We start from the raw sequence: 17,840 nt of genomic DNA on the forward strand, positions 1-17,840 counted from the left end.
ATGCCGATCCAGATCCTGCAGCCGGGTGTCGGCGAGATCCCGGGCGATCACTACCTGCGCGCGACGCCCGAGACGGTGCTGTGGGGGCGGCTGCCGTGCGAGACGGATGCCGCCGTGCTCGGCATCCGATCGGGCGAGAGCGTCACGATCGACACCGTGAGTCACGAGGGCATCCTCGAAGATCACGGCAAAGACCCGCTCGGGTACTTCACGGGTCAGGGCGTGGCCGCGGACGCCGTGCTCGAGGACGCGATCGCGATCGCCGCGAAGCTCTCGCGCGATCCCGCCACGGACGGGCCGCACGTCGTGACCGGGCCGATCCTCGTCGAGGGCGCCGAGCCGGGGGACGTGCTGCGGATCACGGTCGAGAAGCTGTCGCCGCGCGTGCCGTACGGCGTGATCTCGAACCGCCACGGCAAGGGCGCGCTCGTGGGGGAGCTGCCCCGCGGGGACTATCACGTGAGCGTGTTCACGCCCGTGGAGGAGCGCGACGGGGCGCTCGTCGGCCTGCTGCCGATCGTCGACGACGGACCGCGGGCGGTGTCGTTCCCGCTCGCGCCGTTCCTCGGGACGATGGGAGTCGCCGTGAGCGGCGCGGAGCGTCCGCACTCCGTGCCCCCGGGGTCGCACGGCGGCAACATCGACATCAACCTGCTCGTGGAGGGCACGGCGCTGTACCTGCCGGTGCAGGTCACCGGGGCGCTCGCCTACGTCGGCGACCCGCACTTCGCGCAGGGCGACGGCGAGGTCGCTCTCACCGCGCTCGAGGCGTCGCTGCGGGCAACCCTGCGCTTCGATGTGATCCCCCGCGCCGAAGCGCTCGCCGAGTTCGGCGAGCTTCGCGGACCCCTCGTGCGCACCACGGAGTACCTCGTGCCGACGGGCCTGCACCCCGACCTGAACGAGGCGATGCGGGCGTGCGTGCGCTCCGCGCTGACCCTGATCGAAGCCCGGTGGGGCGTGCAGGAGCACCTCGCCTACGCGTACCTGAGCGCCGCGACGGACTTCGACATCTCGCAGGTGGTCGACATCGTGTGCGGTGTGCACGCGCGGATCCGCGAAGCGGACTTCGCGGAGGTCGACCGGACGCGGGGACGCGGCCATGGGTGAGCCGATCGGTGCCGAGGCCGTGCCCGCCGACCTGCTCGCGGCCTTCACGGCGTACGAGAGCGCCATCATGGCGAACGACCTCGACGCGCTCGACGCCGCCTTCGCGCCCGGACCCGACACCATGCGGGGGGATGCCGCGGGCCTCCTGATCGGACACGACGCGATCAGCGCGTTCCGCGGCACCCGCGGCGGCGTGCCCGCGCGGGTGATCGAGCGCATCGAGTACCGCCCGTTCAGCGCGGATGCCGCGCTTGTGGTCTCCGTCTCGCGCTTCACCGGCGGCGGCACGGGCCTGCAGACCCAGGTGTGGGAGCGCCGCGACGGCCGGTGGCTCATCACCGCCGCCCACGTGACCCCGCGCGCGCAGGCGTTCGACCGGTCGGTGTGGCGGACGGTCGGCGATCCGCTCTTCCAAGGCGCGTGGGAGGGGCCGCTCGCCGGTCTCACGGTCGCGGTGAAGGACCTGTTCGCGATCAGCGGCTATCGCATCGGCGCCGGCAATCCGGCGTTCCTCGAGGACGCCCGCCCCGAGACCTCGACCGCCGCCGCCGTCACCGATCTCCTCCGCGCCGGCGCATCCCTGCGGGGCATCGCGCGCACGGACGAGTTCGCCTACAGCATCGCCGGCGACAACGCGCACTACGGCACCCCGCCCAACGGCGCGGTGCCGGGGGCGCTGCCGGGCGGATCCTCGAGCGGTCCGGCATCCGCCGTCGCCACCGGTCAGGCCGAGATCGGCCTCGCGACCGACACCGCGGGATCGGTGCGCGTGCCGGCGTCGTACCAGGGGCTCTGGGGCCTGCGCACGAGCCACGGGCTCGTGCCCCGCCAGGGTCTCCTGCCGCTCGCGCAGTCCTTCGACACGATCGGCTGGCTCACGCGCGACGGAGAGACCCTGCAGCGGGTCGCGGACTGGTGCCTGAGCTACGACTCGTCCGCCTCGACCGAGAACGTGTACGGCGAGTCCGACGACGACCTTCCATGGCGGTTCGTCGTTCCCGTCGAAGTGCTCGACGCGGCCGCGCCCGAGACCCGCGGGGCGTTCGAGGCCCTGCTCGACCGGCTCGCGGTGACGGATGCCGCCCCCGTCGACAGCGTCTCGATCGGCGATCTCGACGAGTACCTCGTCCCGTTCCGCACGGTGCAGGGCGCGGAGGCGTGGCGCAACAACGGCGAGTGGGTCACAGCGAATCCGGGCGCGCTCGGCCCCGCCGTCGCCGAGCGCTTCCGCGCGGCATCCGCCGTCACCGCGGCCGAGGAGGCGGACGCCCGCCGCGCCCTCGAGCCGCTCGCCGCGCGGATGCAGTCGGCCGTCGCGGACGCCGTGCTGCTCATGCCGACCGTTCCCGGCCCGGCCCCGCTGCGGACCGCCGCAGGCGACCGCATCGACGCCGTGCGCACCGCGACCCTGCGGATGACCACGCCCGCCGCGGTCGCAGGCCTCCCGTCGCTGTCGGCACCGCTGCTGCGCGTGCCCGGCGGTCCGGTGGGGGTCTGCGTGACCTCGCGCTCGGGCACCGATGTCGCCCTCGTGCGCCTGGCGCGGCGCCTCGCCCAGGCGGTGCGCGCATGACCCCGCCGAGCCGTCTCCCTGCCCCCCACCGCGAACCCCCGAACTCAGGAAGCCGCATGAACGAGATCCCCGGACCCATCGCCCCGCCCGCGCGCCTGCTCATGGGACCCGGGCCGATCTCGGCCTATCCGTCCGTGCTCACCGCGATGTCCGCCGCGCTCGTCGGGCAGTACGACCCGTTCATGACGGCGACGATGACCGAGACGCAAGAGCTCTACCGGCGGGTCTGGGGCACCTCGAACGACGCCACTGTCCTGATCGACGGCACCTCGCGCGCCGGCATCGAGGCCGCGATGATCTCGCTCATCCGTCCCGGCGACCGCGTGCTCGTCCCGGTTTTCGGCCGCTTCGGTCACCTCCTCGCCGAGATCGCCGAGCGCGCGATGGCCGAGGTGCACACGATCGAGGTGCCGTGGGGGCAGGTCTTCCCCGTCTCCGCGATCGAACAGGCGATCCTGGCCGTCAAGCCTCAGTTGCTCGGTCTGGTCCAGGGCGACACGTCGACCACGATGCTCCAGCCGCTCGACGAGGTCGGCGCGCTGTGCGCGAAGCACGGTGTCCTCTTCTACTCCGACGCCACGGCCTCCCTCGGCGGCAACCCGTTCGAGGCCGACGCGTGGGGACTGGATGCCGCCACCGCAGGACTGCAGAAGTGCCTCGGCGGCCCGTCGGGCTCGGCGCCGATCACGCTGTCCGAACGTGCGGTGGAGCTCATCCGATCGCGCAAGAAGATCGAGGCCGGCATTCGCGAGGAGGGCGACGAGGATGCGGCGGACTTCATCCGCTCGAACTACTTCGACCTCGGCATGATCCTGGACTACTGGGGTCCCCGCCGCCTGAACCACCACACCGAGGCGACGTCGATGCTGTACGGCGCGCGCGAGTGCGCCCGCCTGCTGCTGCTCGAAGGCCGTGACGAGGTGATCGCGCGCCACCGCCTGCACGGCGCTGCCATGCTCGCCGGCGTGCAGGGCCTCGGGCTCACCGTCTTCGGCGACCTCGCGCACAAGATGACGAACGTCGTCGCCGTCGAGATCCCCGAGGGGGTACCGGGGGACGCCGCCCGCACCGCGATGCTGACGGACTTCGGCATCGAGATCGGCACGTCGTTCGGTCCGCTGCACGGACGCGTCTGGCGCATCGGAACGATGGGGTACAACGCCCGGACCGACGCCGTGCTGCAGACGCTCGCCGCTCTCGAGACGGTGCTGCGCCGGTTCTGCGCGCCGGTCGCCGCGAACGGCGGGGTGGATGCCGCGCAGGGCATATACGCGTCGGCGGGTCGCTGACCGCGATGCGCACCCGTCTTCCCGAGCTCTCGCCGGACGCCGTCGCGGCCGCCGCGCGCCGCGTGATGGCGCGCTGCGGCGAGCTCGCGCGCGTCTCAGCGACGCCGGGAGCGATCGAGCGCGTGTACCTGTCGCCCGAGCATGCGCGCGTCAACCGCCTCGCGGCGGAGTGGATGCGCGAAGTGGGCATGACGACGAGACAGGATGCCGCGGGCAACCAGACCGCGCGGCTTGCGGCATCCGACCCCGGCGCCCCGGCGATCCTGCTCGGGTCGCACCTGGACACCGTGCCCGATGCCGGCGCGTTCGACGGGATCGTCGGGGTCCTCATGGCGCTGGAGGTCGTTCGGCTGCTGCGTGTGCCGAACGGCGACGGCTGGCTGGCCCCCGGGGCGGCCGCGATCGAGGTGATCGCCTTCTCGGACGAGGAGGGCACCCGATTCGGCAAGGCCCTGCTCGGTTCGTCGGCGGCGGCCGGCACGTGGGACGAGGCCTGGTGGGCGCTGACGGATGCCGACGGCACGACCCTCCGCGAGGCGTTCCGCGAGTTCGGCCTCGATCCCGGTCGCATCGGTGAAGCCGCCCGACGCTCGGACGAGCTCGTCGGCTACCTCGAAGCGCATATCGAGCAGGGACCGGAGCTGGATCGCCGCGGGGAGTCGCTCGCGGTCGTGTCGTCGATCGCGAGTGCCCGCCGGTTCCAGCTCGTGATCGAGGGCGAGGCGCGGCACGCCGGGGGCACGCCGTACGACATGCGCCGCGATGCGCTTCTCGGAGCGAGCGAGGTCGCGCTCGCGATCGAGCGCATCTGCCGCGGCGAGCACCACATCATCGGGACGGTCGGCCAGCTCGAGGCCTTCCCCGGCGCGGTGAACATCGTGCCCGGCGAGGCGCACCTGAGCCTGGATCTGCGGGGTGAGTTCGACGCGTCCCGCGACGAGGTGTGGCGCGCGATCAGCGGCGAGCTCGACGCGATCTCGGGGCGCCGTGGCTTGCGGTGGCACGCCCGCGAGATCCACAACGCGCCCGCCGTCATGTGCGCGCCGCTCCTGCGCGACGTCGTGCGCGAGGGGATCCTCGCGACCCTCCCCGACGGCGCCGACGAGCCTGCGACGATCTTCAGCCGTGCCGGGCACGACGCGATGGCGATCGGCGCGATCACCGACGTGGGGATGCTGTTCCTTCGCAACCCGGACGGCATCAGCCATCATCCCGAGGAGTCGGTCAGCGCCGGGGACGTCGCGCTCGGCATCCGCGCCCTCGCCGAATCGGTGCTGCACCTCTCATCCGAGCCCCGCTGACCCCACGGCAGACGACGCGGCCGGTGGAGCGGATGCCGGGGCGTCAGCGCTGAGACGGCGCCATGCCCATGCGCACCAGCACGATGTTCTCCACGATCTGCACGATGTTGTACAGCAGCAGCGTGATGAGGGTGATGAGCGCGATCGCTGTCCACAGCTGGGTGAACTGGGCCTGGGCGTTGAACTTCAGGATCGCCCCGCCGATGCCCTGACCGGTCGAGAGCCACTCGGCGAGCAGGGCACCGGTGACCGCTCCCGGCACCGAGACGCGGGCCGCGGCGAACAGTGACGGACCGGCTCCGGGGATGCTGACCTTCCGCAGCGCCGTGAGGCGCCCGCCGCCGAACACGTGGATCACGTCGATGCTCTGCCTGCTCGCTCGGCTGAGTCCGAACAGGATGCTGGCGAGCGCGGGGAAGAGCACGACGATCGTGCCGATCACGGCGACCGAGGCGACGGTCCCGCGCCCGGTCACCAGGATGATCACGGGCGCGATCGAGACGAGCGGGATCGTGCGCAGGAGCAGGACGAGCGGCATGACGCCCGCCTCGACCGACTTCGACAGGCTGAACAGGATCGCGAAGACGATCGCGGTGAGCATCCCGAACACGAACCCGATCGACGAGTCCACGAGCGTCTGCCACACGAGCGGCGCCATCTGCGCGCGGTGCTCGGCGGCGTCCTCGCCTGCGAAGAGGAAGTTCCAGACGTCGACCGGGCCCTTCGCGATGTAGGGCGAGATCCCGGAGAAGCTCACGATCGCCTGCCAGAGCAGCAGGACGACGGCGAACGTGATCGCAGCGTTGCCGAGCGAGCGGCCGATCGTGCGCAGGAGCGCCTTGCGGCGATCGGCCTTCAGCTGTGCCTGTGCGGCCGGATCGGCGGTCAGGACGAGCCCCGCGGTCTGGGTCATCGCGCCGCTCCCGACACCCAGGGGGTCACGACCCGCACGAGGAGCCCGACGAGGCCGTAGGCGACGAGCGCGAACACCGCGCACAGCAGGAATACGGACCAGACGCCCGCGGCATCCAATTGCCCCTGCAGCCGGATGAGGGTCGGGCCGACGCCGGCCGTGATCGCCCCCAGGTACTCGCCGAGCACGGCACCGAGGAACGCGGTGGGGACGGCGATCTGCAGCGCGTTCAGGATCGCCGGGAGCGCGGCGATGAGCCGCACCTTGCGCAGCTGCGTCCACGAGCTGCCGCCGAAGACGCGGACGACGTCGAGCGAGGCCTTGTCGGCGGATTTGAAGCCGAGGATCGCTCCGACCACCGTCGTGAAGACGCACACGAGCGCCGCGAGGAAGATCGCGGTCGCCGAGGGGTCGCCGGGGCTCTTCGCACCGCCGAGCACCACGACCGAGATTCCGCCGATCGCGACGATCGGGAGGCAGTAGCTCACGACCGCGATCTGTGTGATGACGGTCTCGGTCTTCGGGAAGACCAGGACGAACGCGGCGAGCACGAGCGCGATGCCGTTGCCCCACACGTAGCCGATCGCGGCCGCGGTGATCGTGGGCTGGAACACGCTCCACGCGCCCGCGATGTTGCCGTCCACGAACAGCCACTGGAAGACCGCGAGCGGAGACGGGACCGGCGTGAAGGTCGTCCCCTCCTGCGGCCGGAAGGCGATGACCGACATGAGCCACCACAGCAGGACGAGCGAAATCCCACCGATGATGCCGGACGCCCAGGTCGGCATCCGCCCGACACGCATCACGCCTCCGCTTCGGCGCGCCCGTCCGAGCCGAACAGCAGTTCGGAGGCACGGTCGACGTACGCGTGGAACTCGGGCGTGCGCATCAGATCGGGGGTGCGCGGACGGGGAAGGTCGATCTCGATGATCTCCTTCACCCGACCGGGCCGCGGCGACATGACCGCCACGCGGTCGGCGAGGAAGATCGCCTCGCTGATGCCGTGCGTGACCAGGAGCGTCGTGGCGGGCTTCTCGGTCCAGATGCGCAGGAGCTCGAGATTGAGGTTCTGCCGCGTCATGTCATCGAGCGCGCCGAACGGCTCGTCCAGCAGCAGCACGGACGGCTTGAGCACGAGTGCGCGCGCGATCGAGGCGCGCTGGCGCATGCCGCCGGAAAGCTGGGCGGGCTTGGCGCCCGCGAAATCCTTCAGTCCGACGAGGGCGATGAGCTCGTCGACGTAGTCCTTGTCGACAGGCTTGCCCGCCACCTCGAAGGGCAGCTCGATGTTCTTGCGGACGCTCCGCCAGGGGAGCAGCGCGTGGTCCTGGAAGGCGATGCCGAGCTCGCTCGCGGCGCGGAGCTGGTCGGGTGATTCGCCGTCCACGAGCGCGGTGCCCGATGTCGGGTGGTCGAGTGCCGCGAGGATCCGCAGGATCGTCGACTTCCCGCAGCCGGACGGACCGAGCAGGGCCAGGAACGAGCCCTTCTCGGTGTGCAGGTCGGTGTCCTGAAGAGCGAGGAGCGTCTTGCCGCCGCGCAGGGCGAACGACTTCGAGACTCCGGAGATCTGGATGCCGGTGCCCGTCTGGGCACCGGCATCCGTCTGTGGTGCGGTGGTCATGATTCCTTCGCGTGAGCGAATTACCCGGTCAGGGGAGGTACTTCACGAGGTCGGGGTTCTCCTCGTAGATCTCGTCGATGATCGACGTGTCGAAGAGCTGGTCCGCCGTGAGGTCCCACCCGGAGGTCTTGAGCGACGCGAGAGTCTGCTTCTTCAGGTCGTCCGAGATCGTGAACAGGCCGTTGGCCTCGGTCTCGTCGGTCGAGATCAGCAGCGCCTGCGCGGCGATGCCCGCAGCGACCTTCTCAGGGTCGAGTTCACCGAACGTGAGGTCCCCCGCCGCTGCCGACTCGTTGTAGTAGTCGGTCACGAGCGACACGGTGTCCTCGACGGGCTCGGTGAACGTGTCGGTCCAGCCCTTGATCTCGGCGATCAGGAACGCCTTCAGCAGGTCGCGGTTCTCGGCGAGGTACTGATCGGTCACCGTGAAGGTCTCCGCGACATACGGCAGGCCGTTCTCGGCGTAGGCGAGGTTCGTCACGGGGTAGCCGGCCATCTCGACCGTGATCGCCTCGTTCGTCAGGTAGGCCATGAAGCCGTCGACCTCGCCGTTGATGAGCGGGGTCGGGTCGAAGTCGACCGGAACGATCTCGACCTCGCTCGGGTCGATGTCGTTCGCGGCGAGGAGCGCCGCGAACACCGACGCGTTCGAGTCCTGCACGCCGATCTTCTTGCCGATGAGGTCTTCCGGCGTCTTGATGTCGCCGCCTTCGGCGAGCGAGAGGATCGTGAACGGGTTCTTCTGGAACGTCGCGCCGATGATCTTCAGCGGGGCGTCCTGCTCGGCGACAGCCGCACCGACCGATGCCGCGTCGCTCAGGGCCACCTGGACCGAACCGGAGAGGAGCTTGGCCACGCCGGTGTCGGGGCCGGCGATGCCGGTCACCTCGCCGAAGCCCGCCTCGTCGTAGTAGCCGTTCTCATAGGCGTAGAACTCGCCCGCGAACTCCTCGTTCTTGATCCACGAGTACTGGACGCTGATGTCACCGAACGAGGCGGCTTCGCTGGATCCGCCCGACGCGGCGGGCGTCGATCCGCCGGACGCGCATCCGGCGAGGACGAGGGCGGAGGCGAGGACGGCCGCGGCGATCGCGCCGACGCGCCGAGGCAGTGTGCTGTGTGTTGCCATCGGGTTGGCATCCCTTCTGATGCAGTGTGATCAGACAGACGCTAGGCGGCGCACGTTTCACGACGTCGGTCGTCGTGTTTCGGCGGTGTGACGCCTGCCGCGGGATGCCGCTCCTCTCGCTCAGGACGAGCGGCGGTCCCAGAACTCGGCGTGCACCTCGGCGGCTCCGGGAAGCGGCACCGGGCCCACCACCAGGGTCGCCCTGCCGCCGCGGGAGAACACCTCTCGGCTCGGCAGCGCGAGCTCCTGCTCGCCGTCGTTCTCGTGGACGATCCGGTCGAGCTCATCCGATCCGAGCGCGTACACCACCCGCGGGATCACGGCCCAGTAGATCGCGCCCGAGCACATCGCGCACGGCTCGGTGCTCGTGTACAGCGTCGAGGCGGCGACGATCTCCGGGGACAGGGCGCGCGAGGCGTTCCGGACGAGATTGGTCTCGGCGTGCCCGGTCGGGTCGCGGTCGGTCTCGACGGAGTTCAGCCCCTCGACGACCGTGCCGTCGGGTGTCACGAGGACGGCGCCGAACGGGTGGTCACCGCGCTCACGCGCGGCGAAAGCGAGGCGGATCGCGTGCTCGAGGTGCGGCACGTCCTCGGCCGACAGGCCGTCGATGTCCAGGTGCGGGCTCATGCCGCGACGTTATCCGATGCCGCCTCAGCTCTCGTACACGACGTTCAGCGGGGGCTCGCCGGCCAGCATCCGCTCGATCTGATGCCGGATGAGCTTCACGGTCCGCGGTGTCATGGCGCTGGAGGCCCCGCCCACGTGCGGCACGATCAGCGCGCCGGGTGCCGTCCACAGCGGATGGTCGGCCGGCAGCGGCTCGGGATCGGTGACATCGAGCGCCGCGCGCAGGCGCCCGCGCTCGAGCTCGGCGACGAGGGCATCCGTGTCGATGAGCGGACCGCGTCCGACGTTGATCACGAGGGCGCCGTCCGGCAGCGCCGCGAGGGCGTCGGCGTCGAGGATGTGCCGGGTCGCATCGCCTCCCGGCAGAGTGAGGATCACGATCTCGGCCTCGGGGAGGAGCTCGTGCAGACGCTCGACGCCGTGCACCGGCATCCCGTCCTCGAACCGGGCTCGCGACGCGAGCACCGTGAGCTCGACCTCGAAGGGAGCGAGCCGCGCGGCCACAGCCTTGCCGACGCCGCCGTACCCGATCAGCAGCACCCGGCGGTCGGCGAGGCTCTCGGAGAAACGCGAGGCCCACCGGCGCTCCTGCTGCGCGAGGACGAATTCGGGGAGGTGCCGCTGCGCGGCGATCGCGAGGCCGACCGCCAATTCGGCCGTGGAGGCCTCGTGGACCGACGCGGCGTTCGCGAAGACGTGCCCGGGCGGCAGCTCGTCTTCGATTCCCTCGTACCCGATCGACTGGCTCTGCACGAGGCGAGTCCGCACCCCGGCCAGGCGCGGCATGATCTTCTTCATCGACATGTAGGGCGGGACGACGAGGTCGATCGTCTCCCGCGGTGACGCATCCTTCATGTCCCAGACGGTGATCTCGACTCCGTCCGGGGAGGGTCGGAGAGCTTCGGCGAGCTCCTCGGTCGGGACGGACACCACGATGTTCGCGCTCATGCCTCCACGCTACGTGAGCCGCCGATCGAACCGCCTCGGGGTGCGACCCGCCGAAACATGCCGCACGTACAATCGCGACGTGGAGCAAGATCCGGACGAGTCCGCCCTGACCGTCAACGGCACCGAGCGCTCGCTGCGCGGCGTGCCGGTGCACACCAACGCGCTCGAGTGGCTGCGGTCGACCGGGCTGCCGGGCAGCAAGGAGGGCTGCGCGGAGGGTGAGTGCGGTGCGTGCGCGGTGCTCATGGCGATGCCCGACCCCGACGGCGGCACCGCGTGGACCGCGGTGAACTCGTGCCTGGTCCCCGCCTACGCCCTCGTCGGCCAAGAGGTGGTCACGGCCGAAGGACTGGGCGCGCCCGAGGACCTGCATCCCGTGCAGGAGAGCCTCGCCGCGGCCGGTGGGTCGCAGTGCGGGTATTGCACGCCCGGCTTCGCGTGCAGCATGGCGGGCGAGTTCTACCGCGCCGATCGTCGCCCCGCGGATGCCGCCGCCGATCGCCCCGACGAGCCGGAGGCGATCGACGACCCCCACGCCCACCATGGACCGAACGGCTTCGATCTGCATGCGCTCAGCGGCAATCTGTGCCGCTGCACCGGCTATCGGCCGATCCGCGACGCGGCATACGCCCTCGGGATGCCGGACCCCGACGACCCGCTCGCGGCGCGGCGGCGGTTCCCTGCGCCCGAGGCGTTCGTCACCGACACCACGGTCGACGGCCGGAGGTTCGTGCGTCCCGCCGAGCTGTCCGACGCGCTCCACCTGCTCCGCGTCGAGCCGACCGCGCAGATCGTGGCCGGCGCCACCGACTGGGGTGTCGAGGTGAACCTGCGCGCGGCCCGGGCCGATCTCGCGATCGCGATCGACCGGCTGCCCGAGCTGCGCACGCTCGCCGAGACGGACGAGGAGATCGAGATCGGCGCAGCCCTCACGATCGCGGAGGTGCAGCGTGCGCTCGCCGGGCGCGTCCCGCTCCTGGACCAGCTCGCCCCGCAGTTCGCCTCGCCGCTCATCCGCAACCGCGCCACGATCGGCGGCAACCTCGGCACCGGGTCGCCGATCGGCGACGCGAGTCCGGCGCTGCTCGCGCTCGGCGCGCGCGTCGTGCTCGCCTGCGCCGACGGAGAGCGGGTGATCGCCCTCGAGGACTACTTCACCGGCTATCGGAAGAGCGTCCGCCGCCCCGACGAACTCATCCGCGCGGTCCGCGTGCCGCTGCCCCTCGCGCGGGTCACCGCGTTCCACAAGATCAGCAAGCGCCGGTTCGACGACATCTCGAGCGTCGCGGTCGCGTTCGCCCTCGGCATCCGTCGCGGCGTCGTCACCGACGCCCGCATCGGTCTGGGGGGTGTCGCGGCGACGCCGATCCGCGCGCGCGCGACCGAGCAGGCGCTCGTCGGCCGGGAGTGGAGCATCCCGACGATCCGCGACGCCGCCGCCGTGCTCGGTGCCGAGGGCACCCCGCTCTCGGACCACCGTGCGAGCGGCGAGTATCGGGCGCTCATGCTCGGCAACGCGCTGCGCAAGCTCTACGCCCGCCGCCCGCACGCGGAGGCCGTCGCATGAGCGACCTCGCCGCGCGCCCTATCGACCCGGTCGTGGGCCGCCCGACGGCTCACGAGAGCGCGCGCCTGCACGTCACGGGCCGCGCGGTCTACACCGATGACCTCGCCGCGCTGCGTGCCGGAGTGCTCACAGCGTGGCCGGTGCAGTCCACGCACACGCACGCGCACGTGACGCTCGACGTGCTCGGCGCGTACAGCGTGCCCGGAGTCGTCCGGGTGCTGACGGCCGAGGACGTGCCGGGCGTGAACGACGCCGGCGTGAAGCAGGATGAGCCGCTCTTCCCGTCCGAGGCGATGTACCGCGGTCACGCGCTCGCGTGGGTGCTCGGCGAGACGCCCGAGGCCGCGCGCCTCGGTGCGGCGGCGGTCACGGTCGACTACGCGCCGCTGCCCTCGATCGTGACGATCACCGAGGCGATCGCGGCGGGCTCGTACCAGGGCGCCGCACGAACGGTCGCCCGCGGCGACGCCGAAGGCGCCCTCGCCGCGGCGCCGGTGGTGTTCGAGGGCGTCACCGAGTTCGGCGGCCAGGAGCACTTCTACCTCGAGACCCACGCGTCCCTCGCGCACATCGACTCCGAGGGCCAGGTCTTCGTCGAGTCGTCCACGCAGCACCCGAGCGAGACGCAGGAGATCGTCGCGCACGTCCTGCACGTGCCCTCGAACCGGGTCACGGTGCAGCAGCTGCGGATGGGCGGCGCGTTCGGCGGCAAGGAGATGCAGCCGCACGGGCTCGCCGCGATCGCCGCCCTCGGCGCGATGCTGACCGGTCGACCCGTCAGACTGCGGCTCACCCGGACCCAGGACCTCACGATGACCGGGAAGCGGCATCCGTTCCACATCTCGTGGCGCGCCGGCTTCGAGCCGGACGGCACGCTCCTCGCCCTCGACGCGACGCTGACCTCCGACGGCGGCTGGTGCCTCGACCTCTCCGAACCCGTCATGAGCCGGGCGCTCTGCCACCTCGACAACGCGTACTGGATCCCGAACGTGCGCGCGACCGGGCGGGTCGCGCAGACCCACAAGACCTCCAATACGGCGTTCCGCGGGTTCGGCGGCCCCCAGGGCGTCTTCCTGATCGAGGACATCCTCGGCCGCGCGGCCCCCGCGCTGGGGGTCGACCCCGCAGAGCTGCGGCGCATGAACTTCTACCGGCCCGGCCAGGCGACGCCCTACGGGCAGGTCGTGAAGGATGCCGAGCGTATGCCCGCGATCTGGGACCGGCTCCGCGCCGAGGCGGACGTCGACCGGCGGCAGGCCGGGATCGCGCAGTTCAACGCCGCCCACGAGGACACCAAGCGCGCCCTCGCGATGACCCCGATCAAGTTCGGGATCTCGTTCAACTTCACCGCGTACAACCAGGCCGGCGCTCTCGTGCACGTGTACAAGGACGGTTCGGTGCTCGTGAACCACGGCGGGACCGAGATGGGTCAGGGACTGCACACCAAGATGCTGCAGGTCGCCGCGACCGCGCTCGGCGTGCCGCTGAGCGTGGTCCGGCTCGCCCCGACGAGGACCGACAAGGTGCCGAACACGTCGGCGACTGCGGCCTCCTCCGGCGCCGATCTGAACGGCGCGGCCGTGAAGAACGCGTGCGACCAGATCCGCGAGCGGATGCGGCCGGTCGCCGCCGGGCTTCTCGAGGCGGATGCCGCGGACGTCGTCTTCGCCGGCGGCACGGTCTCGGCCGGTGGGCGTTCCGTGCCCTTCACGGAGGTCGTATCGGCCTCGTACTTCGCCCGCGTCCAGCTCTCTCAGGCGGGCTACTACCGCACCGAGGGCCTCCACTGGGACATCGAGCGCATGCAGGGCTCGCCGTTCAAGTACTTCTCCTACGGTGCCGCCGCCACCGAGGTCGAGGTGGACGGCTTCACCGGCGAGTACCGGATCCGGCGCGTGGACATCGTGCACGACGTCGGCGACTCGCTCTCGCCGCAGATCGACCTCGGGCAGGTCGAGGGAGGCTTCGTGCAGGGCCTCGGGTGGCTCACGCTCGAGGAGCTCCGCTGGGACGAGACCGACGGTCCCGGTCGGGGGCGCCTGCTGACGACCTCGGCGAGCACGTACAAGCTGCCGAGCTTCTCGGAGATGCCCGAGGAGTTCTCCGTGCACTTCTACGCCGATGCGCGGGAGGACGGCGCTGTGTACGGCTCGAAGGCGGTCGGCGAGCCGCCGCTCATGCTCGCCTTCAGCGCGCGCGAAGCGCTGCGGGAGGCTGTGGCGGCGTTCGGGCCGGGGGGTCGCACCGTCGAGCTCGCTTCCCCGGCGACCCCGGAAGCGGTCTTCTGGGCGATCGAAGCCGCGCGCTGAGGTCGGTGTGGACTGGGTCGACGAGCTCCGACGGCTGCGCGATGCGCGCAGCCCCGCGGTGCTCGTCACGCTCGCGGCGGTGCGCGGACACGCGCCGCGCAACGGCGGCGCGAAGCTCGTCGTCTCTCCCGGGGGGCTGTTCGGCTCGGTGGGCGGAGGGAATCTCGAAGCGACCGCGGTGGAGCGCGCCCGCGAGATGCTCGCCGCCGGAGATGACGAGCCGCAGCTGCTCACCCTCGCGCTCAGCGACAAGGCGGCGACGGATTACGGCATCCAATGCTGCGGAGGCGAGGTGACGATGCTGCTCGAACCGGTCCCGGTGGTCCCGACAGTGGCGATCTTCGGGGTAGGGCATGTCGGACTGGAGCTCGCCCGCATCCTCGCCCGGCAGCGGATGGAGCTGCACCTGATCGATGCGCGGCCCGAGATGCTGCATCCGGATCGCGTCGGGGATCCGGGCTCTACCGGGGTCTTCGCCGATGCGGTCGCGACGGTCAGCGTGCGTCACGCGCCGGTGCCGGAGGCGGCGCTCGGGCACCTTCCCGCCGGCGCCCACGTCCTGATCATGACGCACGACCACGGCGAGGACCTCGCGATCACCGACCAGGCGCTGCGCCGCGGCGACCTCGGCTCGATCGGGCTCATCGGGTCGCGTTCGAAGTGGGCGCGGTTCCGGGTGAAGCTGGGCGAGCTCGGGCATGCGGATGCCGATCTCGAGCGCGTGAGCACGCCGATCGGCATCCCGGAGGTGGAAGGCAAGGCCCCGGCGTCGATCGCCGTGAGCGTCGCCGCCCGCATCCTGCAACTGATCGAGCAGTCCCCGTCCCGCCCCTCCTAGCCGCGAGACTGCATCTGCGCGCCGAGACGCAGGGGATTCCCCTCGGTCTCGGCGTCCCGGTGCAGTTTCGCCGGGCGAAGAGACGGCGGAGGGCGGATGCCGAGGCTAGGCGGCGGCGCCGACCACGGCCGCGATCGCGGCCGTGAAGAACGGCAGGCCGTCCAGGCCCGAGCGCATCGCGGCGGGGGTGTTCGGGCCGAAGCCCTCCTCGACCGCGTGCTCGGGGTGCGGCATGAGGCCGACGACGTTGCCGTGCTCGTTCGTGAGGCCGGCGATGTCGCGCAGCGACCCGTTCGGGTTCACCCCGAGGTAGCGGAAGGCGACGAGCCCCTCGCCCTCCAGGCGGTCCAGCTCCGACTCGGACGCGATGTATCCGCCGTCCGCGTTCTTGAGCGGAATGACGATCTCCTGCCCGGTACGGAACTCGTGCGTCCACGCGGTGTCGGAGTTCTCCACGCGCAGTCGCTGGTCGCGGCGGACGAACTGCTGGTGGGCGTTGCGGATCAGCCCGCCCGGCAGCAGCTGCGCCTCGACCAGCATCTGGAAGCCGTTGCAGATGCCGAGGATCGGCATCCCGGACGCCGCGGCGTCCTTGACCTCGGCCATGATCGGCGCGAGCGCGGCGATCGCGCCGGCGCGGAGGTAGTCGCCGTAGCTGAAGCCGCCGGGCAGCACCAGGGCGTCGACGCCGTCCAGGTCGTGCGAGCCGTGCCACAGGGCGACGGGCTCGCCGCCCGCGAGCCGGATCGCGCGGTGCGCGTCGCGGTCGTCCAGCGATCCGGGGAACGTGATGACCCCGATGCGGGTGGTCACTCCACGACCTCGATGCCCACGACGTCTTCGATCACAGAGTTCGAGAGGATGTCGTCCGCGATCTCGCGGGCCTTGGCCAAGACGTCCTCGCCGACCTCGCCCTCGACGGTGAGCTCGAAGCGCTTGCCGATGCGGACGGAGCTGAACTCCGACACCCCGAGGCGGGAGAGCGCGCCCGACACGGCCTTGCCCTGGGGGTCGAGGAGTTCGGCTTTGGGCATGACGTCGACGACGATGGTGGGCATGAGGGCTCCGGATGTCGCGGGCGGGACTGTCCGCCCAGTCTACGGCCGGACGCCGCACGCCTCCGTCGCGGGCCGTGATCGAACCGTGACGAAAGCCGTGGGACCGCTCCCTTGACTTCATGGGAGCGATCCCATAGCGTGGCTCGCATCCGGTGGGAACGCTCCCACGGAATCGAGGGTCCCGAGCACCCGGCTCGCACGCCCACAGCACCACCTCATCGCAACACCCTGACAACACAAAGGAGTGACAGTGAACTCACGTGCCTTCCGCAGAGGCGCCGTGGCCGTGGCCGCGTTCTCAGCATCCGCCATCGTCCTCGCCGGCTGCGCCGGCAGCAGTGGTGGCTCGTCCTCGAGCGACCCCAACGGGGAGATCGAACTCACCGTCGCCACGTTCAACGACTTCGGCTACACGGACGAGCTCTTCCAGGAGTACATGGACGAGAACCCGAACGTGAAGATCGTCCACAACAAGGCCGCCACGTCCAACGACGCGCGCGCCAACTACTTCCAGAAGCTCGGCAAGACCGGCCTGGCCGACATCGAGGCGATCGAGGTCGACTGGCTCCCCGAGGTCATGAAGTACTCCGACCTGCTCGCGCCGGTCCCCGCGGACCTCACCGACCGCTGGCTGGACTGGAAGGTCCAGGCCGCGACCGACCCCGCCGGCAACCTCATCGGCTACGGCACCGACATCGGCCCCGAGGGCATCTGCTACCGCTCCGACCTGTTCGCCGCGGCGGGCCTGCCGACGGATCGCGAAGAGGTCGCCGCGCTGTTCGAGGGCGACTGGGCGAAGTACTTCGAGGTCGGCCAGCAGTACACGACCGCGACCGGCAAGGCGTTCTTCGACTCCGCCGGCGGCACCTACCAGGGCATGATCAACCAGGTCGAGGCGGCGTACGAAGACCCCGAGTCCGGTGAGATCATCGCCACGACCAACCCCGAGGTCAAGGACATCTACGACCAGGTGCTCGAGGCGAGCGCCACCGAGTCCGCCCACCTCGGCCAGTGGTCCGACGACTGGTTCGCGGGACTCAGCAACGGCGCCTTCGCGACGATGCTCTGCCCGGGCTGGATGCTCGGCGTGATCTCGGGCAACGCACCCGACGTCACCGGCTGGGACATCGCGAACGTCTTCCCCAACGGCGGCGGCAACTGGGGCGGCTCGTACCTGACCGTCCCCGCCAACGGCGCGAACGTCGAGGCGGCGCAGAAGCTCGCCGACTGGCTGACCGCTCCCGAGCAGCAGATCAAGGCGTTCACGGCCGCGGGCACGTTCCCGAGCCAGAACGAGGCGCTGAGCGACCCGACGCTTCTCGAGGCGACGAACGAGTACTTCAACAACGCACCCGTCGGCCAGATCCTGTCCGACCGCGCGAAGGCCGTGGATGTCACCCCGTTCAAGGGCGAGTTCTACTTCCAGATCAACGACGCGATGCAGAAGGCGCTCACCCGCGTCGAGGACGGCACGCAGGACGCCGCCGCTTCGTGGGACCAGTGGGTCGCTGAAGTCGACGCCCTGAAGTAACACCCCTGCAGCTGCGCTGC

The 17,840-nt window shown here is 71.0% G+C and carries 16 protein-coding genes; 8 read left to right on the forward strand and 8 right to left on the reverse strand.

Features of this window, described 5'->3' with window-relative positions:
* The 4 genes from ABD197_RS02180 to ABD197_RS02195 are packed head-to-tail and all read left to right on the forward strand — an operon-like array spanning position 1 to position 5,273.
* Positions 1-1,110 carry an acetamidase/formamidase family protein gene (locus tag ABD197_RS02180; RefSeq protein WP_344051138.1) on the forward strand — a complete coding sequence of 370 codons (1,110 nt, stop codon included), beginning with the start codon at positions 1-3 and terminating at the stop codon, positions 1,108-1,110.
* Entirely contained in the window at positions 1,103-2,683 is a 1,581-nt protein-coding gene (locus tag ABD197_RS02185; RefSeq protein WP_344051140.1) for an AtzH-like domain-containing protein, read from the forward strand. The genes ABD197_RS02180 and ABD197_RS02185 overlap by 8 nt, the downstream gene beginning before the upstream one ends.
* A gap of 56 nt (positions 2,684-2,739) precedes the next feature.
* Entirely contained in the window at positions 2,740-3,972 is a 1,233-nt protein-coding gene (locus ABD197_RS02190; RefSeq protein ID WP_344051142.1) for a pyridoxal-phosphate-dependent aminotransferase family protein, read from the forward strand.
* Between the two features lie 5 nt (positions 3,973-3,977).
* Positions 3,978-5,273, forward strand: a complete 1,296-nt coding sequence (locus tag ABD197_RS02195) for an allantoate amidohydrolase (protein WP_344051144.1) — start codon at positions 3,978-3,980, stop codon at positions 5,271-5,273.
* A gap of 43 nt (positions 5,274-5,316) precedes the next feature.
* On the opposite strand, the gene ABD197_RS02200 is transcribed toward ABD197_RS02195, so the two are convergent.
* The 6 genes from ABD197_RS02200 to ABD197_RS02225 form a co-directional block, all read right to left on the reverse strand.
* Positions 5,317-6,186, reverse strand: coding sequence for an ABC transporter permease (locus ABD197_RS02200; RefSeq protein ID WP_344051146.1), 870 nt, complete (start codon positions 6,184-6,186; stop codon positions 5,317-5,319).
* Positions 6,183-6,989, reverse strand: coding sequence for an ABC transporter permease (locus ABD197_RS02205; RefSeq protein WP_344055776.1), 807 nt, complete (start codon positions 6,987-6,989; stop codon positions 6,183-6,185). Before ABD197_RS02205 ends, ABD197_RS02200 begins: the two co-directional genes overlap by 4 nt.
* Positions 6,989-7,810, reverse strand: coding sequence for an ABC transporter ATP-binding protein (locus ABD197_RS02210; RefSeq protein WP_344051148.1), 822 nt, complete (start codon positions 7,808-7,810; stop codon positions 6,989-6,991). The genes ABD197_RS02205 and ABD197_RS02210 overlap by 1 nt, the downstream gene beginning before the upstream one ends.
* Before the next feature lie 28 nt (positions 7,811-7,838).
* Positions 7,839-8,939 (reverse strand): ABC transporter substrate-binding protein, encoded by a 1,101-nt coding sequence (locus ABD197_RS02215; protein ID WP_344051150.1) that lies wholly within the window; start codon positions 8,937-8,939, stop codon positions 7,839-7,841.
* 120 nt (positions 8,940-9,059) lie between these two features.
* Positions 9,060-9,569, reverse strand: coding sequence for a nucleoside deaminase (locus ABD197_RS02220; protein WP_344051152.1), 510 nt, complete (start codon positions 9,567-9,569; stop codon positions 9,060-9,062).
* 24 nt (positions 9,570-9,593) lie between these two features.
* Positions 9,594-10,517, reverse strand: a complete 924-nt coding sequence (locus ABD197_RS02225; protein ID WP_344051154.1) for a 2-hydroxyacid dehydrogenase — start codon at positions 10,515-10,517, stop codon at positions 9,594-9,596.
* Positions 10,518-10,596: 79 nt separating this feature from the next.
* On the opposite strand from ABD197_RS02225, the gene ABD197_RS02230 reads away from it, so the two are divergent.
* Genes ABD197_RS02230 through xdhC form a run of 3 tightly spaced genes read left to right on the forward strand, consistent with a single transcriptional unit; the run spans position 10,597 to position 15,231 of the window.
* A complete protein-coding gene (locus ABD197_RS02230; RefSeq protein WP_344051156.1) occupies positions 10,597-12,084 on the forward strand; it encodes a xanthine dehydrogenase small subunit in 1,488 nt (495 codons plus the stop codon).
* On the forward strand, positions 12,081-14,393 hold the full coding sequence (xdhB, locus tag ABD197_RS02235; RefSeq protein ID WP_344051158.1) for a xanthine dehydrogenase molybdopterin binding subunit: 2,313 nt from the start codon (positions 12,081-12,083) through the stop codon (positions 14,391-14,393). Before ABD197_RS02230 ends, xdhB begins: the two co-directional genes overlap by 4 nt.
* Positions 14,394-14,400: 7 nt before the next feature.
* Positions 14,401-15,231 carry a xanthine dehydrogenase accessory protein XdhC gene (gene xdhC, locus ABD197_RS02240; protein WP_344051161.1) on the forward strand — a complete coding sequence of 277 codons (831 nt, stop codon included), beginning with the start codon at positions 14,401-14,403 and terminating at the stop codon, positions 15,229-15,231.
* Positions 15,232-15,336: 105 nt separating this feature from the next.
* Here xdhC and purQ read toward each other — a convergent pair whose 3' ends face one another.
* Complete coding sequence (gene purQ, locus ABD197_RS02245) at positions 15,337-16,044, reverse strand: phosphoribosylformylglycinamidine synthase subunit PurQ (protein WP_344051163.1); 708 nt, start codon at positions 16,042-16,044, stop codon at positions 15,337-15,339.
* On the reverse strand, positions 16,041-16,289 hold the full coding sequence (purS, locus tag ABD197_RS02250; RefSeq protein ID WP_344051165.1) for a phosphoribosylformylglycinamidine synthase subunit PurS: 249 nt from the start codon (positions 16,287-16,289) through the stop codon (positions 16,041-16,043). Before purS ends, purQ begins: the two co-directional genes overlap by 4 nt.
* Before the next feature lie 250 nt (positions 16,290-16,539).
* Between purS and ABD197_RS02255 the strand changes: the two genes are divergently transcribed.
* On the forward strand, positions 16,540-17,820 hold the full coding sequence (locus ABD197_RS02255) for an ABC transporter substrate-binding protein (protein ID WP_344051167.1): 1,281 nt from the start codon (positions 16,540-16,542) through the stop codon (positions 17,818-17,820).
* Positions 17,821-17,840: the final 20 nt, after the last annotated feature.

This window comes from Microbacterium lacus (assembly GCF_039531105.1).
In the GTDB taxonomy this organism is placed as follows: Bacteria; Actinomycetota; Actinomycetes; order Actinomycetales; family Microbacteriaceae; genus Microbacterium; species Microbacterium lacus.